The sequence below is a fragment of the Aeromonas sp. R7-4 genome, from assembly GCF_040908055.1.
Lineage (GTDB): Bacteria > Pseudomonadota > Gammaproteobacteria > Enterobacterales > Aeromonadaceae > Aeromonas > Aeromonas sanarellii.
On sequence record NZ_JBFODA010000016.1, the window covers coordinates 13011 to 30324 of the forward strand.

Consider the following 17314-nt stretch of genomic DNA (forward strand, 5'->3'; position numbering starts at 1 on the left):
CCCCGCTTTCAAGGCGCCAGAGAGGCTGAAAAAAAACAGGCCCCGTGATGGGGCCTGTGCAAGCGGGCGGGATCAGACGGGCTGGTGCCCCGCCGGCGGCAGCGCCGGACGGGATTCCACCTTCTGTTCGTCTCCCTGCATGTTTTTGATGTAGACGTCCATCTGGTTGAACGCGATCTCGATGCCATGCTCGCGGAACAGCACGTCGATGCGGCGGTTCAGCTCGTCGATGGCCGGGTTGCGATCCCCCAGCTCGCTCACGAAGAAGCGCAGCTCGTGATCCAGGGTGCTGGGCCCGAAGGTGAGGAAGTAGACGGTGGGGGCGGGATCCTTCAGGACCCGGCTGTTCTCCGTGGCCGCCTGCATCAACAGCTTGCGGGTCAGATCCAGATCCGAGCCATAGGCCACCCCGACCCGGGCGATGACCCGGGTGACGGTATCGGACAGGGACCAGTTGATCAGCCGCTCTATCATCAGCTGCTGGTTCGGGATGATCACCTCCTTGCGGTCGAAGTCGGTGAGGGTGGTCGAGCGGATCCGGATCTTGTTGACCGTCCCCGAGATGGTGCCGATGGTCACGGTGTCGCCGATCCGCACCGGGCGCTCGAACAGGATGATGATGCCCGAGATGAAGTTGGAGACGATCTGCTGCATGCCGAAACCGATACCGACCGAGAGGCCGGCGGCCAGCCACTGCAGCTTCTCCCACTGGACCCCCAGCATGGCCAGCGCCGTCAGCGAGCCCATGCCGATCAGCACGTAGTTGAGCATGGTGGTGAAGGCGTAGGCCGTGCCCTGGGCGAGGCGCATCCTGGAGAGCACCAGCACCTCCAGCAGGCCAGGCAGGTTGCGGGCCAGGGAGAGGGCGGCGCCGAACAGGAAGAGGCCGGTCAGCACGTCGCTCAGGCTGATGGGATAGAGCACGGCATTGGCGCCTGTCCCCTCGCTCTTGTGCCACAGCACCACGCTGTCGAGGTAGGTGAAGACCGCCACCAGATCGGACCAGAGCCAGTAGAAGGCGACGCCGAACACCACCAGCAGCATGATTCGGGTCAGACGCAGGGACTGCTGGCTGACCTCTTCCAGATCCATGGGCTGCTCTTCGATGGCCTCGCCCCCTTCCGCATCCTCCAGGGTCTTGTGCTCGCGCTTGGCGACGGCGCGGCGATAGGCCAGGCGGCGGGCCGCCAGCTCGAGGCCGCGCAGGGCGGTGCGATAGACCAGGCTCCAGATAATGAGGAGGTAGAAGGACTCGATGAGGCGGCCGGTCAGTTTCAGGGCCGTGTAGTAGTAGCCGAGGGCCGCCAGTACCATGAGCGCCACCGGCGCCAGCGCCAGGGCGACGGCGGTCAGGGTCTGCAACATGCTCGCCTCGCCCTTGATGCGGGCGCGGGAGATGGGCAGCACCAGGTAGGCGGTCAGCCCCAGCAGCAGCATGGTCAGGGCCTGGCCTATCACGTCGTTGCCAAGGGAGGAGGGTTCCACCACCGCCTTGGTCGACAGCATGATGAGGGGCAGCAGGGGCAGCCAGAGGTAGCGCATGCTGTTGCGCTTGGCCTGCAGCTCGTCACGGGGGATGCGGAAGTGGGTCTCGCCGATGCCGCCCGGGCGCATCACCGACAGATAGACGCTGAACACCAGGTAGCCGAGGGCCAGGTTCAGGGTGATCTGGAAGATGAGTTTCGGGCTCAGCAGGCCGCAATAGGCCAGCAGCAGGCCGGCGGCCAGGATGAAGAGGGTGCCCGGCAGGCGCTGCAGCACGGTGAACAGCAGGGCGCGCGGGGTGTGCCACTGGCTGTCCTGGCGGAAGCGGCCGAGATCCTTGGCGATCTTCTTCTGGCGATCGAGCAGGGTGCCGCGTTTCCACAGCAGCAGACCACCCACCAGCAGCAGCGGCAGCGCCAGCAGGGAGACCGCCAGCAGCATGTCGCCCCAGCCGCTCCAGTCCGGTTTCAGCACCCAGTCGGAGACCTGCTTGTAGGCCTGGGCCGGCCAGCTGATGAACCACTTGGCGTCGATGGGCTTGTTGCTGCTCACCCAGAAGATGTGCTGTTGCAGGGTGAACTCGATGGAGGCATAGACCCGGCTCAGCTGCTGCTGGGTCAGCTGCAGGCTGATGGCGTTGGTGAGCTGGGCGTCCATCTGGCGGTTGAGCTGGTCCAGCAGGCTGATGCGGGTGTCGATGAGCTTGGCAAGGTTCGCCTTGTCCTCCTCGCTCACCGTCTCGCCGCTGCTGGCGATCAGGTTGTCCAGATACTGGGTCTTCTGGAACAACTGGTCACGTTGCTGGCTCAGCTCGAACTGGGCCAGGTGCAGGTCGGCGATCTGCTCTTCCAGGTTCTTCACCAGGGTGGAGGGCGCCGCCTCCAGCTGCTGGTAGAGCTGGTAGAGGATGCGCGACAGCAGCAGGTTGCCCTTGAGCATCTGCACCTGTTCGTTGAGGTTGCGCTCGGTCTGGGTGCCGCGCTCCAGCCAGCTCTTGGCCTGCAGATTCTTCTGGGCGAGCGAGTTGAGGCTGGTGGTGGCGCTGATGAGCTGCTGGCTGAGCTGGTGGTTGATCTCCTGCTCCTTTTGCACCAAGGGGTTGTCCTCGGCGGCCACCAGCTCGCCGGTCTGCTCGGCGGTCTTCTCGGTGTCACCCAGGCGCTTGGCGCTGCTCTGCTCCTGCAGGGCCTGCAGCTTCTGCTCCTCGCTCGCGAGCCGTGCGCTCTGGTAATCGCGCTGCTTGACCGCCAGATCCTGCATGCTGGTGCGGTTGTCCAGCTCCTTTTGCAGGTTGGCCAGTTGCAGATCCAGCAGGGCCAGCTCGGCGCCCAGCTTCATCTTCTCGGCGCTGCTCACCCCGTCCCCGGAATTGAGGCGGGTGCGGATCTCCTGGCTGCGCTGATAGGCGCGGCTCATGTTGGCCTGGGCCCGCTCCGGCAGGGTCTGCAGGCTGGTGATCTGGCTGCCGATGGTGCCGAGGGCCTCCTGGGCATCCTGCATGTTGGCCATGATCTCGGGCTGGCGGCTGTCGAGCTCCGCCAGGCTCATGGTGGCGTATTCGCTCCTGAGCTGCTCCGGGCTCTTGCCCTGGGTCAGGGCCTCGAGCCTGGCGCTGATGTCGCGCAGCTCGGCCGGCAGGGAGCGAATGCGCTCGTTCTGGCTCTTGGCCTTGCTCTTCTCCTTGTCGATGCTGTCTAGCAGGGAGAGGGTGTCGGTCAGGAACTTGTGATCCGCCTGCTGGCTGACGGTGAGGGCATCCGACTTGCCGAGGGCATCCAGCGCCCGCTGCACGGTGGCTCGCTGGGGCAGGTCCTGCGCCATGGCGTGCGGGGCGCAGAGGGTGATGAGTAAGCAGAACAGCGGCAACAGGGTAGCCGAGGCTCTTTTGAATCGTGTTGAGAGCATAAAACGTCCGGGTGATTATGCGAGGTTCGAAGGATTGTCCACCTGGGAAAAATCCGCGTGGATTCTAGCACCGGCGCGAGAGAGGCAGCAGGGGGGAGAGATAAAAAAAACGGCGCCCGAAGGCGCCGCTTTCATCGGTTCAGGGCTGATTACAGCACGTGAACGGAGGCGGTGTTGGTGGTGCCGCTCGGTACCAGGGCACCGGAGACCATGACAACCACGTCACCCTTCACGCCCATGCCGATTTCCAGCGCGGCTTCTTTGCCGATGCGATAGAAATCGTCGGTGGAGGCGATGGAGTCGACCACGTGAGTCACCACACCCTTGGTCAGCACCAGCTGGGCAGCGGTCTTCTTGTTGGTGGTGATGGCCAGGATCCAGGCTTTCGGGAAGTACTTGCGGATGGCCTTGGCAGACTTGCCGCCTTCGGTGGCGACCACGATCAGCGGGGCGTCCAGCTTCTCGGAGGTCTCGACCGCGCCTTTGCAGACCGCTTCGGTGATGCGCAGCTTGTTGCTGTCGTTGGCGGCAGACAGGTTGGACGGCATCACGGAGTCGGTACGCTCGCAGATGGTGGCCATGATGGTCACGGCTTCCAGCGGGTACTTGCCCTTGGCGGACTCACCGGACAGCATGACGGCATCGGTACCGTCCAGGATGGCGTTGGCCACGTCGCCGGCTTCGGCGCGGGTCGGACGCGGGTTCTTGATCATGGAGTCCAGCATCTGGGTGGCGGTGATGACCACTTTGCGTGCCTTGTTGCACTTCTCGATGATCATCTTCTGGGCGAAGATCACTTCTTCCACCGGGATTTCCACACCCATGTCGCCGCGGGCGACCATGATGCCGTCGGACACGGCCAGGATCTCGTCGAAGTTGTCCAGACCTTCCTGGTTTTCGATCTTGGAGATGATCTGGATGGCCTCGCCACCGTGGGCCTTCAGGTGCTCACGGATTTCCAGCACGTCTTCCTTCTTGCGGATGAAGGAGGCGGCCACGAAATCGACGCCCTGCTCGCAACCGAAGATCAGGTCGCGCTTGTCTTTCTCGGCCAGGGCCGGCAGCTTGATGGAGACGCCCGGCAGGTTGATGCCCTTGTTCTCGCCCAGATCGCCGTTGTTCAGGACTTTACAGATCACTTCGCGTTCGGTGATCTCGATGACGTCCAGGCCGATCAGGCCATCGTCAACCAGGATACGGTTGCCGACGCGCAGGTCGCTGGCAAAACCGGCGTAGGTCACGGCGACGCGATCCTTGTTGCCGATCACGGTCTGGTCGGTGGTGAAGGTGAAGGTCTGGCCGGCCACCAGGGAGACGTCGTTGCCGCCTTCCAGCTTGATGGTACGGATTTCCGGGCCCTTGGTGTCCAGCAGGATGGCTGCTTGCTTGCCGGTTTCGGCCATGACAGCGCGCAGGTTGCTGATGCGACCACCGTGTTCGGCGTAGTCGCCGTGGGAGAAGTTCAGGCGCATGACGTTCATGCCGGCATCCAGCATCTTGCCCAGCATTTCTTTGGATTCGGTCTTGGGACCGATGGTGCAGACGATTTTGGTCTTTTTCATGTCAGTCTTCATGGTTAAGGAATTTCCGCCGTGCAATATACACCAGTTTTTGGATACTTTTTATGATCCAGAAACAACGTTTTGAGCGAAAACGGCCTCATTTCACAAGATAACGTTTTCGCTCACTGTTGATTTTACGGGCTAAAATAATTGGTTTCTCCGTGTGCCGGCCCATTCGGTTCCCACTCTGCGTTCGCACCGGTGTCGAACGGATGTTGTTAAATAACAAGGCGACGAAGGCGGCGGGGGAGCAGGCCTTGATGGCCGACCGTCACCAAGTGTAGTGGGGAGACCGTCGGTTGCCAGCCAGGCGGGGAGAAAGGGAGTTCACGCGAACGAAAAAGGCGCCGCTGGTGACAGCGGCGCCTTTTTCGTTGCAGGGCCCGGCGCGGGCTTAGCCGAAGAACCAGTAACCGCGGTTGACGAGGCGGGTCAGCAGTTGCAGGAAGCCGGCCTGGTCGGCGAGCTCCTCCAGGTCGTCCTGGGTGACCATGTCCTTGTCGCAGAGCAGGGAGATGGCGGCGGCATCCTCGCCCGGCAGGGTCCAGGCCTCGCCGTCGATGTAGCAGGTCCTGGCCTCGCCGCTGAACCAGACGGTGCGCAGGCCAGGCACCTTGATGGCGGGCTCGCCCTGGCTCAGCAGGTCGGCCACCTCGTCGGCGCCGTAGTCGGGCTCCATGGGGCTCACGTCCAGATCGTGCTTGGCCTCGGAGATCATGGTGCCGAACCACTCCTTGAACAGGGTCTCGTCGTCGAGGGCCTGTTGCATCAGCTCGCGCAGGCGGTGCAGCTCATGGGGCTGGATCTCGCCGTGACGGGCGCGGGGCTTGAGGTCAGGGTCGCCATAGCGCTCGGTGCGCAGATCGTTGTCGATCAGGTGATCGGCGAAGGAGGAGATAAGCGCCCTGGCGTCCGGTGCGCGGAAGCCCACCGAGAAGTTCAGGGAGGGTTCGATGGCGTAGCCCTCGTGGGGGAATCCGGGCGGGATGTAGAGGATGTCGCCCGGCTCCATGATGACGTCGATGACCGCCTCGAACGGCTCGCAGTGCAGCAGGGCTGCATGGGCGGCGAACTCGCTTCGCGGCGTTGCATCGCCGACGCGCCAGTGACGCTTGCCCTGGCCCTGGGTGATGAAGACGTCGTAGTTGTCGATGTGGGGGCCGACGCCGCCGTGAGGGGTGGAGAAGCTCACCATGACGTCGTCAAAGCGCCAGCCCGGGATGAACTGGAACGGCAGCGCCAGCTCGTGCACCTCGGGTACCCAGTGGTTGCAGGCCTGCACCAGCACTGTCCAGTTCTCTTCCCCCAGATGGTCGTAGGATTCGAAGGGGCCGTGGGCCGCCTCCCACTTGTTGTTGAAGCGGGTCACCAGGCGCGACTCGATCACCTCCTCCATGGCCAGACCCGCCAGCTCGTCCGGGCTGATGGGATCCTGAAAGTCGGTGAAACCGCCCTTGATGAGGAGCGGGCGCTTCTGCCAGTAGTGCTCGAGGAAGTGAGCGATATCCAGATTGAGTTGGTACATGGTGCTTCTCGTATCTTGTGAGAGGGCTTGCCCAAGGCGGGCTTGGGCAAACCCTGTCGGGTGCTTGAAAAGTAGCAGGGGCCCTGTGGCAGAGCGTGCACAGGGCCCCTGTCGTATCGCGTTGGCCGCTTACTTCAGCAGATCCACCAGACGCTGGGCGTCGCCGATGTAGTTGGCCGGGGTCAGCTTCTTCAGCTCAACCTTGACCGCTTCCGGCAGCTCTAGGGTGTCGATAAAGGTACGCATCCCTTCGGCGTCGACGCGGCGGCCACGGGTCAGCTCCTTGAGCTTCTCGTAGGGTTTCTCGATGCCGTAGCGGCGCATCACGGTCTGGATGGGCTCGGCCAGCACTTCCCAGTTGGCGTCCAGATCGGCGGCCATGGCGTCCGCGTTGGCTTCCAGCTTGGAGATGCCCTTGAGGGTCGCCTGATAGGCAATCAGGGAGTAACCCACCGCCACACCCAGGTTGCGCAGCACGGTCGAGTCGGTGAGATCACGCTGCCAGCGGGAGATGGGCAGCTTGGAGGCCAGGTGCAGGAACACGGCGTTGGCCAACCCCAGGTTGCCTTCGGAGTTCTCGAAGTCGATGGGGTTGACCTTGTGCGGCATGGTGGAGGAGCCGATCTCGCCGGCGATGGTGCGCTGCTTGAAGTGGCCCAGGGAGATGTAGCCCCAGACGTCGCGGTCGAAGTCGATCAGGATGGTGTTGAAGCGGGCCATGGCGTCGAACAGCTCGGCGATGTAGTCGTGCGGCTCGATCTGGGTGGTGTAGGGGTTCCAGGTCAGACCCAGGGAGGTGACGAACTCCTCGGAGAACCGGTGCCAGTCCACGTTCGGGTAGGCGCTGAGGTGGGCGTTGTAGTTGCCGACCGCACCGTTGATCTTGCCGAGGATCTCCACCGCCATGATCTGCTTGTACTGGCGCTCCAGCCGGTAGGCGACGTTGGCCATCTCCTTGCCCATGGTGCTCGGGGTGGCCGGCTGACCGTGGGTGCGCGACAGCAGCGGCATGTCACGGTACTCGTGGGCCAGGCGTTTGATCTCGCCGATGAGCTTCTCGCAGTAAGGCTTGATCACCTCGTCGCGGGCGGTCTTCAGCATCAGGCCGTGGGAGTTGTTGTTGATGTCTTCCGAGGTGCAGGCGAAGTGGATGAACTCAGCGACGGCGGCCAGCTCCGGGTTCACTTCGACTTTTTCTTTGAGGAAGTACTCCACCGCTTTCACATCATGGTTGGTGGTGCGCTCGATCTGTTTGATGCGGGCGGCGTCGCTCTCGTTGAAGTCGCTGACGATGCCGTCGAGCAGGGCACTGGCGGCCGCGCTCAGGGCAGGGACTTCCGGGATCCCGGCGTGGCTGGCCAGTTTTTGCAACCAGCGCACCTCGACTTCGACGCGAAAACGCAGCAGACCGAATTCGGAGAAGATAGGGCGCAGGGCATCGGCCTTGTCGCCATAACGACCGTCAATCGGGGAAACGGCAGTCAGCGCGGACAGCTCCATGGGGTGAACTCCTGATGATTGGTGTGGGGGTTAAAATCGTTTGGCCAGTTCCACCATCTTCTTGCGGGCGAAGATGATCTGGGTGCGGCTGCCGCCGAGCTGGCGCCACAGCACCACGGCGCGAATGCCCGCCAGCAGCAGGGCGCGCACCTTGTGCTGTACCAGGGGCTGCTGCAGGAACAGCGGGGTGCCCGCCACCTGGATCCTGGGGCCTATCGGGCTGATAAGATCGCTGTAGATGCTCGCCATGTTGGCCAGGATCTGCTCGTCGAGCAGATCGAAATGCTGTTGCTGGCGGCCGATCTGGCTGATCCGCTCCCCCAGCATGTTGAGGATGTCCTTGCGCTTGGCGAGCTTGCGCTCCAGCGCGATCAGGCTCACCACGTAGCGGGTCAGCTCGGCGTTCTTCTGGCTGCCGTCGGCCCCCAGCTGCTCCACCAGGGCGCGGTAGCCGTCACGAATGGCGAGGTGGCTGCCGAACACTTCCAGCGGCTGCTTGGGATCGGTCACCAGCACGCTCTGCAGGCTCTCGCGCAGGGAAGCCTCGTCACAGGTGCCGTCGCGGGCCACCTTCTGTACCAGATAGGCCGCCTGGCAGATGCCGGCAAAGGCCATGGTCCTGTCTTGAAATTTATCGCTCATCGTTTCACGGCCCTGTCTTGTTCACTCATTGGCTGATGCCGTAGCAAGCCATGATCCTTGTTCTGTGTGCTCTTGGGGAGAGAGGCTTTGCCCCTCATCCGGCCCCCACTTCCGTCAGAGAAGAGGGGGCACCCTGCCCGATCCCTTAGACCGGGTGGCTGAAGCGTTGTTCGATGATACCGCCGCCCAGGCACACTTCCCCGTCGTAGAAGACGGCGGACTGGCCCGGGGTCACCGCGGCCTGCTTCTCGTCGAAGATGACCCGGATGGTCTCATCGTCGATGGGCTGGATCAGGCAGGGGATGTCTTCCTGACGATAACGGGTCTTGACGGTGCAGCGGCGCGGTTCGCGGATGGGGGTGCGATCCACCCAGTGCAATTGGCTCGCGATCAGGCCATCGGAGTAGAGGCGGGGATGCTCGCCCTGCGCCACCACTAGCGTGTTGCGCTCGACCTCTTTGTCGACCACGTACCAGGCCTCTTCGGTGGCATCCTTCATGCCGCCGATGCCGAGCCCCTTGCGCTGGCCCAGGGTGTGATACATCAGCCCCTGGTGCGTGCCTATCACCTTGCCGTCCACGGTTTCGATGGGGCCGGGCTGGGCGGGCAGGAATTTCGCCAGGAAGTCCTTGAACTTGCGCTCGCCGATGAAGCAGATACCGGTGGAGTCTTTTTTCTTGGCGGTGACGAGGTCGAGCTGCTCGGCGATGCGGCGCACCTCCGGCTTCTCCAGGTCCCCGACCGGGAACAGGCTCTGACCCACCTGGGCTTCGCTCAGGGTGTAGAGGAAGTAGCTCTGATCCTTGTTGGTATCCAGACCGCGCAGCAGGCGCGGGCGGCCGGTGCTGTCGTCACGGCGCACATAGTGGCCGGTGGCGATGTAGGTGGCCCCCAGCTCTTCGGCGGCAAACTCCAGGAACGCCTTGAACTTGATCTCCTTGTTGCACAGGATATCCGGGTTCGGCGTGCGGCCGGCCTTGTACTCTTCGAGGAAGTGCTCGAACACGTTGTCCCAGTACTCGGCGGCGAAGTTGATGGTGTGGAGTTTCATCCCCAGCTTGTCGCAGACGGCCTTGGCATCAGCCAAATCCTGGGCGGCAGAGCAGTACTCGTCCGTGTCGTCTTCTTCCCAGTTCTTCATGAACAAGCCTTCGACCTGATAGCCCTGCTGCTGGAGCAGGTAGGCCGAGACGGAAGAATCCACGCCGCCGGACATGCCGACGATCACCTTGATTTGGCTGTTGTCTGTCATTAGTCGAAGTTACCAGTTCGTTTAAACGGGGCGTATTCTACCAGAGTTTTGCGCCCCCGGTCACATCTCCATGCCGCCTTGCCCATCGGGAGCCCGGCAGCGGGAAATCGTTTTTCTTGTCTCGGCCCCATAGCGTCAAAAAGAGCGTCCAATGGCGCTTAAATGAAGGCCTTGAGGGCCGACAGCGGCAGGCGTGTGCCGGTCAGATAGTCCTGGATGCACTGCCACACCAGGGGGCTGCGCAGGGCCGGCTTGCACTCGGCGATCTCCTCCAGGCTGAGCCAGTGGCAGGCTAGCACGTCGCCGTCGGGATCCTCTGGATGGTGCTGACCCGGCGCCTTTTCAAGGTCGAAGATGACGGCGGTGCGCACGAAGGTCGCCTCGCTGTCCGCCGGCTTGTAGAGATAGACCCCGAGCCAGGCGGTGGGCGCGGCGGTGAGCCCCGTCTCCTCCTTGAGTTCGCGGCAGGCCGCCTCAATCAGATTCTCCCCCGGCTCCACGTGGCCGGCGGGCTGGTTGAAGCGGCGCCGGCCCGCAATCTCCTCTTCCACCAGCAGGAAGCGACCCTGCCAGTGCACCAGGGCGGCCACGGTGAGACGGGAGGAGAGGGGGGGATGCACAGTCATAAGGACTCCTTGTCGCGTGTCGTGATTCAGGATTGGCCGCGGGCCGGTCGGCGGGCCGTGCCCCGACCAGCGCTGCGGGATTTGCCTGCGCTCGGTGCCGCCTCGCGCCCCTCCCTCCCGGGGCCCTTGCCGTGGGTGGCCTGAGCCGGGCGCCTGTCAGGGGCCCTCTTGTCGCCCTGGGCTTGCCGGTTGCCTTGCGGCTTGCGCGGGGCCGGTGCCAGCTCGGGGGCGGGCAGGGCGCGGCTCTCTCCCGGTGCCAGGCCGTCTAGGGTCCAGTCGCCGATGGCGTAGCGGATGAGGCGCAATGTGGGGTGGCCGATATGGGCTGTCATGCGCCGTACCTGGCGGTTGCGCCCCTCCACAATTTTTACCTCGAGCCAGCAGGTGGGGATCTCTTTACGATCGCGAATGGGAGGATTGCGCGGCCACACCGCAGGTTCATCCATGATGCGGGCCCCGGCGGGCAGGGTCATGCCGTCATTGAGTTCCACACCGGCGCGCAGGGCGGCCAGTTTCTCCTCGCTCGGCACGCCTTCCACCTGCACCCAGTAGGTCTTGGGGGTCTTCTCTCCGGGCTGGGTGAGGCGCGCCTGCAGCTTGCCGTCGTTGGTGAGCAGCAAGAGCCCCTCGCTGTCGCGGTCGAGCCGGCCCGCGGCATAGATGCCGGGCTCGGTGATGTAATCCTTGAGGGTCTCGCGGCCCGCCTCGTCGGTGAACTGGCAGAGCACCATGTAGGGCTTGTTCAGCAGCAGCAGCTTGCGATCCGCCGCGGCCACCTCAGGCTTGCGCCCTGGGCCCGGGGTGGGCGGCTGCACCTTGTCTACCCTGGCGGGGCGGCCTGCGTCGGGGCGGCTGGAGAGGGAGAGGCGGGGACGGGGTGATTTCATCGCATGCATACCAAAAACAGGGGATGGGGGAGTGTACCACAGGGGGTGGTCGCCATGGGGGCAGGGCTCACCCTCTCGGGTCAGGGGGAAGCGGTGTCCGGCTCCAGCACCAGCGAGAGCCGCAGCATATCCTTGTGCTGGATGCCGTACTCCATCAGGGGCTCCGGGTAGTGGATAAGGAAGTGATCCTTCAGGACCGCATGGACGCGAAAGCCGTGGCGCTGGTAATAGGTGAGCTGGTGGCCGAAGCTGCCGGTACCGAGTTCGACGCGGAGTACCCCTTTCCCGGCCAGGCTGGTCAGCACGAAGCGCAGCAGGCCGGAGCCGATGCCTTGCTGCTGGCGATTGGAGGTAACGGCGATATTGAAGATCTCGGCCGTTTGCTCCCCCACCAGACCGGCCACACAGGCGCCCACTACCTCGTTGCCCGCCAGGGCGGCAAAGCCCCAGGCGCCGGGCAGATAGGCGGCAATGCGCTGTTCTGCGGGATCGGCCTCCAGCAGCAGCGCCAGCGGCAGTTGACCGGGGGCCATCTCGACAAACTTCATCTTTCTCTCTTTTATCTCGCTCTGACTGTCTGGGGCGCGCCGCCCTCTGGGCATCAATATTCCAGAAACTTCTCGCCACAGCGCTCGCAGATCAGGTGCTTTACATGGGTAGCCTGATAGGCGAGGGTTTGGCCGAATACCGCGTTGGTCAGGCTGCTGGAACGAAAGGCTTGCCAGAAGGCTTTGCGGGGATCTTTGGGCATGATGTCCTGAGTGTGATCGCGGGCGACCAGCACCACGATATGGCGGGTGCGCTCACCGCATCGGTCGCAACGATGGAGTTCGCTCTTTTCGCTCAAGGTTGCCATGCTGGCGTTCGTTCTCGTGGTGGGCGCGCGCCTATCATAGCTTTCTTCACCTGGCTCTCAATTCCCCGTTCAGGGGGCCGCCACGCGGCAAAGCCCTGCCCCATGAAAGTGGATCAGTCTCGATTTATCCCCGAGCGTCAATAGAACCACCCGGTTCTGAACGACACGCCGGTGATGACAAACAGGATGGAGATAATGGTCACCGGGATGATATGCCAGGCCATAGTGACGAGGTTTTTCTCGGATAGATGGGGAATGACTCTGAAGCGCGCACTCATGGCGAAGCCGAGCGTCAAGGCCAGCAGCGACAGCTTCAACAGGATCGGGTGGGCGACGGGGTTGGAAAAATCCAGCCACTGGCTGACGTCCGGCAGCATGCGATAAGCCAGATAAAGGCCGGTTATCACCTGGATGATCAACGCCGGCATGCCGATCTTTTCGTAAACGGACTCGAATTCCAGCAGCCTGGCGGGCGAGCGCTCCCTCAATACCCTGGGCAGCACGACCACCGACAGCACTATATGGCCGCCGGTCCAGATGGTGGCCGCGAGAATATGTAACAACAGTGCCAATCCGTACATCCTTATCCTCCGGCGATGCAATGCCGATGCATAGCGCCAACGATATATGACCCATGGTGAACCCGGGACGGGATGCGAGCGCCGGCGTCAGCGGGCCCCGTCATCCCTGGGCTTATCTCCTCGCCAGGAGTGGCGAGCAAAACATGTTAACCAATGGCATGATTTCGCAAAACCCGATGCCGACCAAATCCTGTTCAGGATCAAGAAACGGTCCCTCTCCGGGGAAAAATTCCCATTTGGGAGTAGATGACTCGTCGGGGCTAAGGCCAGCAGTGGCAGCCTGGCGCGTCGTGGAGGTGGTACGGGGATGCGCCCGGGGATGACCCTCATCACAACGACCGGCAAGCTGGCCGATGGCTGCCACCTGATCTTATCCAGCCCCCCCTGGCGCCGGTTTTTATGGGGATAGGTCAAGGGTGAGTGGGCATCTCAGATGGCTTGGTTTCATCCTGAGGGGGAGGCTCAGGACGGTAACGGGTCTGCTCAATTTGATCGTGGCGCAACAGCAGGGTATCGCCCCCCTTGAAGCGATAGGCACAGTGGATGGTGTTGCAGGTGATGCGGATATGGGGTTCATTCCCCAGCAGAGGTGACTGGCTATTGGCCTCGCTCTCCGGCCAGTTACCTTGCTCCAGAAGGGTGATCTGAACTTGTGCTGCTTTTACTCCTTGTATAAAGAAGTCTATGGCGCCCATGACGGGGATCAGCACCGCCAATAGCAGGAAGGCAAATTTGTAGTAGTTATCGCCAAGCCAGATAAAGGCTCGACTAAGAGAGGGGGCTGGGTAGCGCTTTTGCGCTTTGGCTTGCTTGCAAGCTGCCCGATATAACCACGATGTTCGCCACCACCATGTGAGCCTGATCCTCCAGCGCGGACAAAAAATTAGGACGGCACAAATGGAAAAAATGGAAATGATGAGGCCCAACAAGGGCCACATCCACGGTTTGAGCATATCGAGAGTTTTCATGAGCCCAAAGGCCAGTAGATAGTCCGCTGGTGGAGAAAACTCAGAATAATCAAGGAGAAATGCCATGGTGTAGCCATAGTGATAGGCCATGCCCAACAGGTAAGTTGCCGCGGTCAGGACAGGAACTGCCGCCATTATCACACCGACAAAGCGCCAGATTGTACCCTCATCTTCGGCTTCGGGCTTGGCAGTGCGCAGTTTCTTCACATGCTGGCGTAGCCAGCACCAACGGGTCGTTAATATGGGCTCACTCATGGAAATCCTTGTCAATCTGTCACTCATTCATATCCACAGTCTGTCGGCCATCGGGGTCATTTACCGCGGTTCCTCGGTAGGTGTGGCGAAAGCTGTGATCTGTCAGAGGATGGCGCGGCTGCGAAACAGCACCTTGCCACAGGCCAGGCAGGTGTGGCGAAGACGGTAGTCACCCCGGCCGGTGAGGGGGGTGAACAGCACCTTGTCGGAACCGCAGCCATGGCAGCGGGCATTTTCGGCATCCGTGGTGGCGCACTCGGGATGCAGTGCGAGGTATTCCGGCAGGGTGGGCAGGCTCTCCCAGTCCGGCTGGCCGAGTGAGCGGTTCCAGAAGATGAGGCCGGCGGCAACCAGACCCGCCAGGGTGAGCAGAACATGGGTCAGATCCATTCGAGAAAACTCCATTTGGGGCAGGCGGTGAGGCGTCGGATGGCCGACCCGGCATCTTAGCTGAGCGGGCAGGGCAGGCGATATCCCCGAATAGGTCGTACATACCCGGTCGGAAGGGGTCTGCCATCCATCCGGATAAGTGATGGCACTGGGAATGTCGCATCTGAAATCTGGATGGATGAAGGGCGTTTTTGCCGGCAACGGTGGTGGGGGGGAGAGGGGGCGGCGTGTGAAAAAACCTGCATAGCCAGATTTTGCCGGTGAGGGCGGGTGAATGGCCGGGAGTTTAAAACTCAATGCCATGATAAATATGGGAAATATATTTATGTCATGGGTTTTGGTGGGAAGAAAAGAGGGCCCCATAAGGGGCTTTCACCCGTTTTATAGATTAGTTATTTGCATAATCAATCGTTTATTTTGTTGGACAATCGGGGAAAACCTGGTGTCCAATCGGGGGAGCAGGTTGGCCAACAGTGCCGTCAGCCAGTGTGTAACCCGAGATGTAAGGAGACATCCTGATGGAAAAACTTGACCAAAATATCGACATCATGCGCCAGGAGTTCGAGTCCCAAGGGCAGAAGCAGGCTCAGGACAAATGGCAAGCCAGGGTCGATGAACTGCAGCGGGAGCGCACCGAGGTTCCCCAGCCGGAAGCGGCAGAACACTAGCCCTTGGCGGCCTTGTGGCCACCGAGTGAGCGCATAATGAAAAACCACCGCCCTGCACAGGGCGGTGGTTTTTTTGGGCGTCGCGACTAGGTTGTGCTCTCAAAGTGTTCATATTTCAAGCGCCTCAATTTTCAGCCATAAACAGGGCCTCTAAAGAGGCCAGTTTAGGCAGTTTTGAAGTGAATGAATGCGGTCTTTCTGGAAGGATGGAGTCCCATAGGATGGGGAGGGCGTTTAGCAACCACTTTAAGAACACAGCCTAGTCCGGATCCGGCAGCCTTTCCCCAACACCTTGATGTGGCTTGGCCGGATGTGGTTACGAAGATGTAACGACGGATGGCATGGGTGGAAGTTACCCTCGGGGGCGGCGCGGCGGCGCGGCGGCGCGGCGACGCGGGCAGGGGGAGGCCTCATTAAGAGGAGATCAGAGCCCTGGCGGGTGGGGGCCTGCACCCGCGCCAGGAGAGGATGGCGATGAGGCGATTCCCCGCCACGGGGGCGCACTGTGATCCAGTCTCCGACTATGGTCGGACATGCACGCCCGCCATTTGATTATGCAAATGGATGGGCTTAAGATGGCCGCGCGCAACGATCAGATTGATAACAAACGGAAGTTAGGAGATGCCGATGGAAAGCAAAGTAGTTATCCCGACCCAGGGCCAGAAAATCACAGTCGATGCCAACGGCAAGCTGCAGGTTCCCCACAATCCCATCATTCCGTTTATCGAAGGGGATGGTATCGGTGTGGACGTGACCCCGGCCATGTTGAATGTGGTGAACGCCGCGGTCGAGAAAGCCTACAAGGGCGAGCGCAAGATCGCCTGGATGGAGATCTACACCGGCGAGAAATCGACTCATGTCTATGGCGAAGGTGCCTGGCTGCCGGCCGAAACCCTGGATTTCATTCGTGAATACTGCGTGGCCATCAAGGGCCCGCTGACCACCCCGGTCGGCGGTGGTATTCGCTCCCTCAACGTGGCCCTGCGTCAGGAGCTGGATCTCTACGTCTGCCTGCGCCCGGTCCGCTACTACGAAGGCACCCCGAGCCCGGTCAAGCACCCTGAGCTGACCGACATGGTGATCTTCCGCGAGAACGCCGAAGACATCTACGCCGGCATCGAGTGGAAGGCGGACAGCGACGAAGCCAAGAAGGTGATCGCCTTCCTGCAAAACGAGATGGGCGTGAAGAAGATCCGCTTCCCCGAGTCCTGCGGCATCGGCATCAAGCCCATGTCCAAGGCCGGTACCGAGCGTCTGGTCCGTGCCGCCATCGAGTATGCCATCGACAACGATCGCGACTCCGTGACCCTGGTGCACAAGGGCAACATCATGAAGTTCACCGAAGGTGCCTTCAAGGATTGGGGCTATGCCCTGGCCCAGAAAGAGTACGATGCCCAGCTCATCGACGGTGGCCCCTGGTGCTCCTTCAAGAACCCGAAGACCGGCAAGACCATCGTCGTCAAGGACGTCATCGCCGATGCCTTCCTGCAACAGATCCTGCTGCGTCCGGCCGAGTATGACGTCATCGCCTGTATGAACCTTAACGGTGACTATATCTCCGACGCCCTGGCGGCACAAGTTGGTGGCATCGGCATCGCCCCGGGCGCCAACATCGGCGACGGCGTGGCCCTGTTCGAGGCGACCCACGGCACCGCGCCGAAGTACGCCGGTCAGGACAAGGTGAACCCGGGTTCCCTCATCCTCTCCGCCGAGATGATGCTGCGCCACCTGGGCTGGACCGAGGCGGCCGACCTCATCGTCAAGGGGATGGAAGCGGCGATTGCCAACAAGACGGTCACCTATGACTTCGAGCGACTGATGGAAGGCGCCACCCTGCGCTCCTGCTCCCAGTTCGCCCAGGACATGATCGACCAGATGTGATCCGGGTTGTTGAAATGCAAAACCGGCGCCATGAGGCGCCGGTTTTTTTATGGGAGCAGCAGGGTGGTCAGGTGGTCTTCTCCACGTGCTGCTCGTAGATCTGCTGCCATTTGCTGAGCTCGGCCTCATTCCCCTCTGCCTGCCAGAATTCGCAGATGGAGCTGGCCAGTTCGGATGCCATGGCGTGATCCCCGTCGCGACGGCTCATCAGATATTGTCCCAGCCAGCTTTGGTATTGTTTCATAGCCCGATCTCCTTATCTTGGGTGGCCCGAATGAGTTCTTGCTGGCGTGGATAGCCTGCCACAACTGGCTCAACCGGGTCACTTGTG

At 61.9% G+C, this 17314-nt stretch carries 16 protein-coding genes; 2 read left to right on the forward strand and 14 right to left on the reverse strand.

Annotated elements, in window-relative coordinates; genetic code table 11:
- Positions 1-72: 72 nt before the first annotated feature.
- The 13 genes from mscK to AB5Y72_RS02920 all read right to left on the reverse strand — a co-directional run bounded on the left by mscK (position 73) and on the right by AB5Y72_RS02920 (position 14434).
- The gene (mscK, locus tag AB5Y72_RS02860; RefSeq protein WP_042078648.1) at positions 73-3390 is read right to left on the reverse strand and encodes a mechanosensitive channel MscK; all 3318 of its coding nucleotides are present in this window, start codon (positions 3388-3390) and stop codon (positions 73-75) included.
- A 149-nt stretch (positions 3391-3539) separates the two neighbouring features.
- Positions 3540-4952 carry a pyruvate kinase PykF gene (gene pykF, locus AB5Y72_RS02865; RefSeq protein WP_042078647.1) on the reverse strand — a complete coding sequence of 471 codons (1413 nt, stop codon included), beginning with the start codon at positions 4950-4952 and terminating at the stop codon, positions 3540-3542.
- 394 nt (positions 4953-5346) lie between these two features.
- Positions 5347-6477, reverse strand: coding sequence for a cupin domain-containing protein (locus AB5Y72_RS02870; protein ID WP_325783382.1), 1131 nt, complete (start codon positions 6475-6477; stop codon positions 5347-5349).
- 129 nt (positions 6478-6606) lie between these two features.
- Complete coding sequence (gene purB, locus AB5Y72_RS02875; RefSeq protein WP_325783383.1) at positions 6607-7977, reverse strand: adenylosuccinate lyase; 1371 nt, start codon at positions 7975-7977, stop codon at positions 6607-6609.
- Positions 7978-8007: 30 nt separating this feature from the next.
- Positions 8008-8619, reverse strand: coding sequence for a high frequency lysogenization protein HflD (gene hflD, locus AB5Y72_RS02880; RefSeq protein ID WP_042078644.1), 612 nt, complete (start codon positions 8617-8619; stop codon positions 8008-8010).
- A 145-nt stretch (positions 8620-8764) separates the two neighbouring features.
- A complete protein-coding gene (mnmA, locus tag AB5Y72_RS02885) occupies positions 8765-9871 on the reverse strand; it encodes a tRNA 2-thiouridine(34) synthase MnmA (RefSeq protein WP_318161743.1) in 1107 nt (368 codons plus the stop codon).
- Between the two features lie 158 nt (positions 9872-10029).
- On the reverse strand, positions 10030-10497 hold the full coding sequence (locus tag AB5Y72_RS02890; protein WP_325783385.1) for an NUDIX hydrolase: 468 nt from the start codon (positions 10495-10497) through the stop codon (positions 10030-10032).
- A 26-nt stretch (positions 10498-10523) separates the two neighbouring features.
- Positions 10524-11393, reverse strand: coding sequence for a pseudouridine synthase (locus AB5Y72_RS02895; protein ID WP_216990683.1), 870 nt, complete (start codon positions 11391-11393; stop codon positions 10524-10526).
- Between the two features lie 71 nt (positions 11394-11464).
- On the reverse strand, positions 11465-11932 hold the full coding sequence (locus tag AB5Y72_RS02900; RefSeq protein ID WP_216990682.1) for a GNAT family N-acetyltransferase: 468 nt from the start codon (positions 11930-11932) through the stop codon (positions 11465-11467).
- A gap of 53 nt (positions 11933-11985) precedes the next feature.
- On the reverse strand, positions 11986-12240 hold the full coding sequence (locus AB5Y72_RS02905) for a hypothetical protein (RefSeq protein WP_216990681.1): 255 nt from the start codon (positions 12238-12240) through the stop codon (positions 11986-11988).
- Positions 12241-12377: 137 nt separating this feature from the next.
- Positions 12378-12812, reverse strand: a complete 435-nt coding sequence (locus AB5Y72_RS02910) for a CopD family protein (protein WP_223932142.1) — start codon at positions 12810-12812, stop codon at positions 12378-12380.
- A gap of 419 nt (positions 12813-13231) precedes the next feature.
- Entirely contained in the window at positions 13232-14044 is an 813-nt protein-coding gene (locus AB5Y72_RS02915; protein ID WP_325783388.1) for a hypothetical protein, read from the reverse strand.
- Positions 14045-14146: 102 nt separating this feature from the next.
- On the reverse strand, positions 14147-14434 hold the full coding sequence (locus AB5Y72_RS02920; protein WP_325783390.1) for a hypothetical protein: 288 nt from the start codon (positions 14432-14434) through the stop codon (positions 14147-14149).
- A 518-nt stretch (positions 14435-14952) separates the two neighbouring features.
- On the opposite strand from AB5Y72_RS02920, the gene AB5Y72_RS02925 reads away from it, so the two are divergent.
- A complete protein-coding gene (locus tag AB5Y72_RS02925) occupies positions 14953-15102 on the forward strand; it encodes a hypothetical protein (protein WP_216990679.1) in 150 nt (49 codons plus the stop codon).
- Positions 15103-15729: 627 nt separating this feature from the next.
- The gene (gene icd, locus AB5Y72_RS02930) at positions 15730-16983 is read left to right on the forward strand and encodes an NADP-dependent isocitrate dehydrogenase (protein ID WP_042075114.1); all 1254 of its coding nucleotides are present in this window, start codon (positions 15730-15732) and stop codon (positions 16981-16983) included.
- A 67-nt stretch (positions 16984-17050) separates the two neighbouring features.
- Here the strand turns inward: icd and AB5Y72_RS02935 are convergent, their stop codons facing one another.
- Entirely contained in the window at positions 17051-17227 is a 177-nt protein-coding gene (locus tag AB5Y72_RS02935; protein ID WP_081843655.1) for a hypothetical protein, read from the reverse strand.
- Positions 17228-17314: the final 87 nt, after the last annotated feature.

Bases quoted from the DNA above. Each gene is read 5' to 3' on its own strand.
- mscK (WP_042078648.1), bottom strand. From the start codon at position 3,390: ATGCTCTCAACACGATTCAAAAGAGCCTCGGCTACCCTGTTGCCGCTG.
- mnmA (WP_318161743.1), bottom strand. From the start codon at position 9,871: ATGACAGACAACAGCCAAATCAAGGTGATCGTCGGCATGTCCGGCGGC.
- icd (WP_042075114.1), top strand. From the start codon at position 15,730: ATGGAAAGCAAAGTAGTTATCCCGACCCAGGGCCAGAAAATCACAGTC.
- AB5Y72_RS02920 (WP_325783390.1), bottom strand. From the start codon at position 14,434: ATGGATCTGACCCATGTTCTGCTCACCCTGGCGGGTCTGGTTGCCGCC.
- pykF (WP_042078647.1), bottom strand. From the start codon at position 4,952: ATGAAAAAGACCAAAATCGTCTGCACCATCGGTCCCAAGACCGAATCC.
- AB5Y72_RS02890 (WP_325783385.1), bottom strand. From the start codon at position 10,497: ATGACTGTGCATCCCCCCCTCTCCTCCCGTCTCACCGTGGCCGCCCTG.
- AB5Y72_RS02905 (WP_216990681.1), bottom strand. From the start codon at position 12,240: ATGGCAACCTTGAGCGAAAAGAGCGAACTCCATCGTTGCGACCGATGC.
- AB5Y72_RS02895 (WP_216990683.1), bottom strand. From the start codon at position 11,393: ATGCATGCGATGAAATCACCCCGTCCCCGCCTCTCCCTCTCCAGCCGC.
- hflD (WP_042078644.1), bottom strand. From the start codon at position 8,619: ATGAGCGATAAATTTCAAGACAGGACCATGGCCTTTGCCGGCATCTGC.
- AB5Y72_RS02870 (WP_325783382.1), bottom strand. From the start codon at position 6,477: ATGTACCAACTCAATCTGGATATCGCTCACTTCCTCGAGCACTACTGG.
- purB (WP_325783383.1), bottom strand. From the start codon at position 7,977: ATGGAGCTGTCCGCGCTGACTGCCGTTTCCCCGATTGACGGTCGTTAT.
- AB5Y72_RS02915 (WP_325783388.1), bottom strand. From the start codon at position 14,044: ATGAGTGAGCCCATATTAACGACCCGTTGGTGCTGGCTACGCCAGCAT.
- AB5Y72_RS02900 (WP_216990682.1), bottom strand. From the start codon at position 11,932: ATGAAGTTTGTCGAGATGGCCCCCGGTCAACTGCCGCTGGCGCTGCTG.
- AB5Y72_RS02935 (WP_081843655.1), bottom strand. From the start codon at position 17,227: ATGAAACAATACCAAAGCTGGCTGGGACAATATCTGATGAGCCGTCGC.
- AB5Y72_RS02925 (WP_216990679.1), top strand. From the start codon at position 14,953: ATGGAAAAACTTGACCAAAATATCGACATCATGCGCCAGGAGTTCGAG.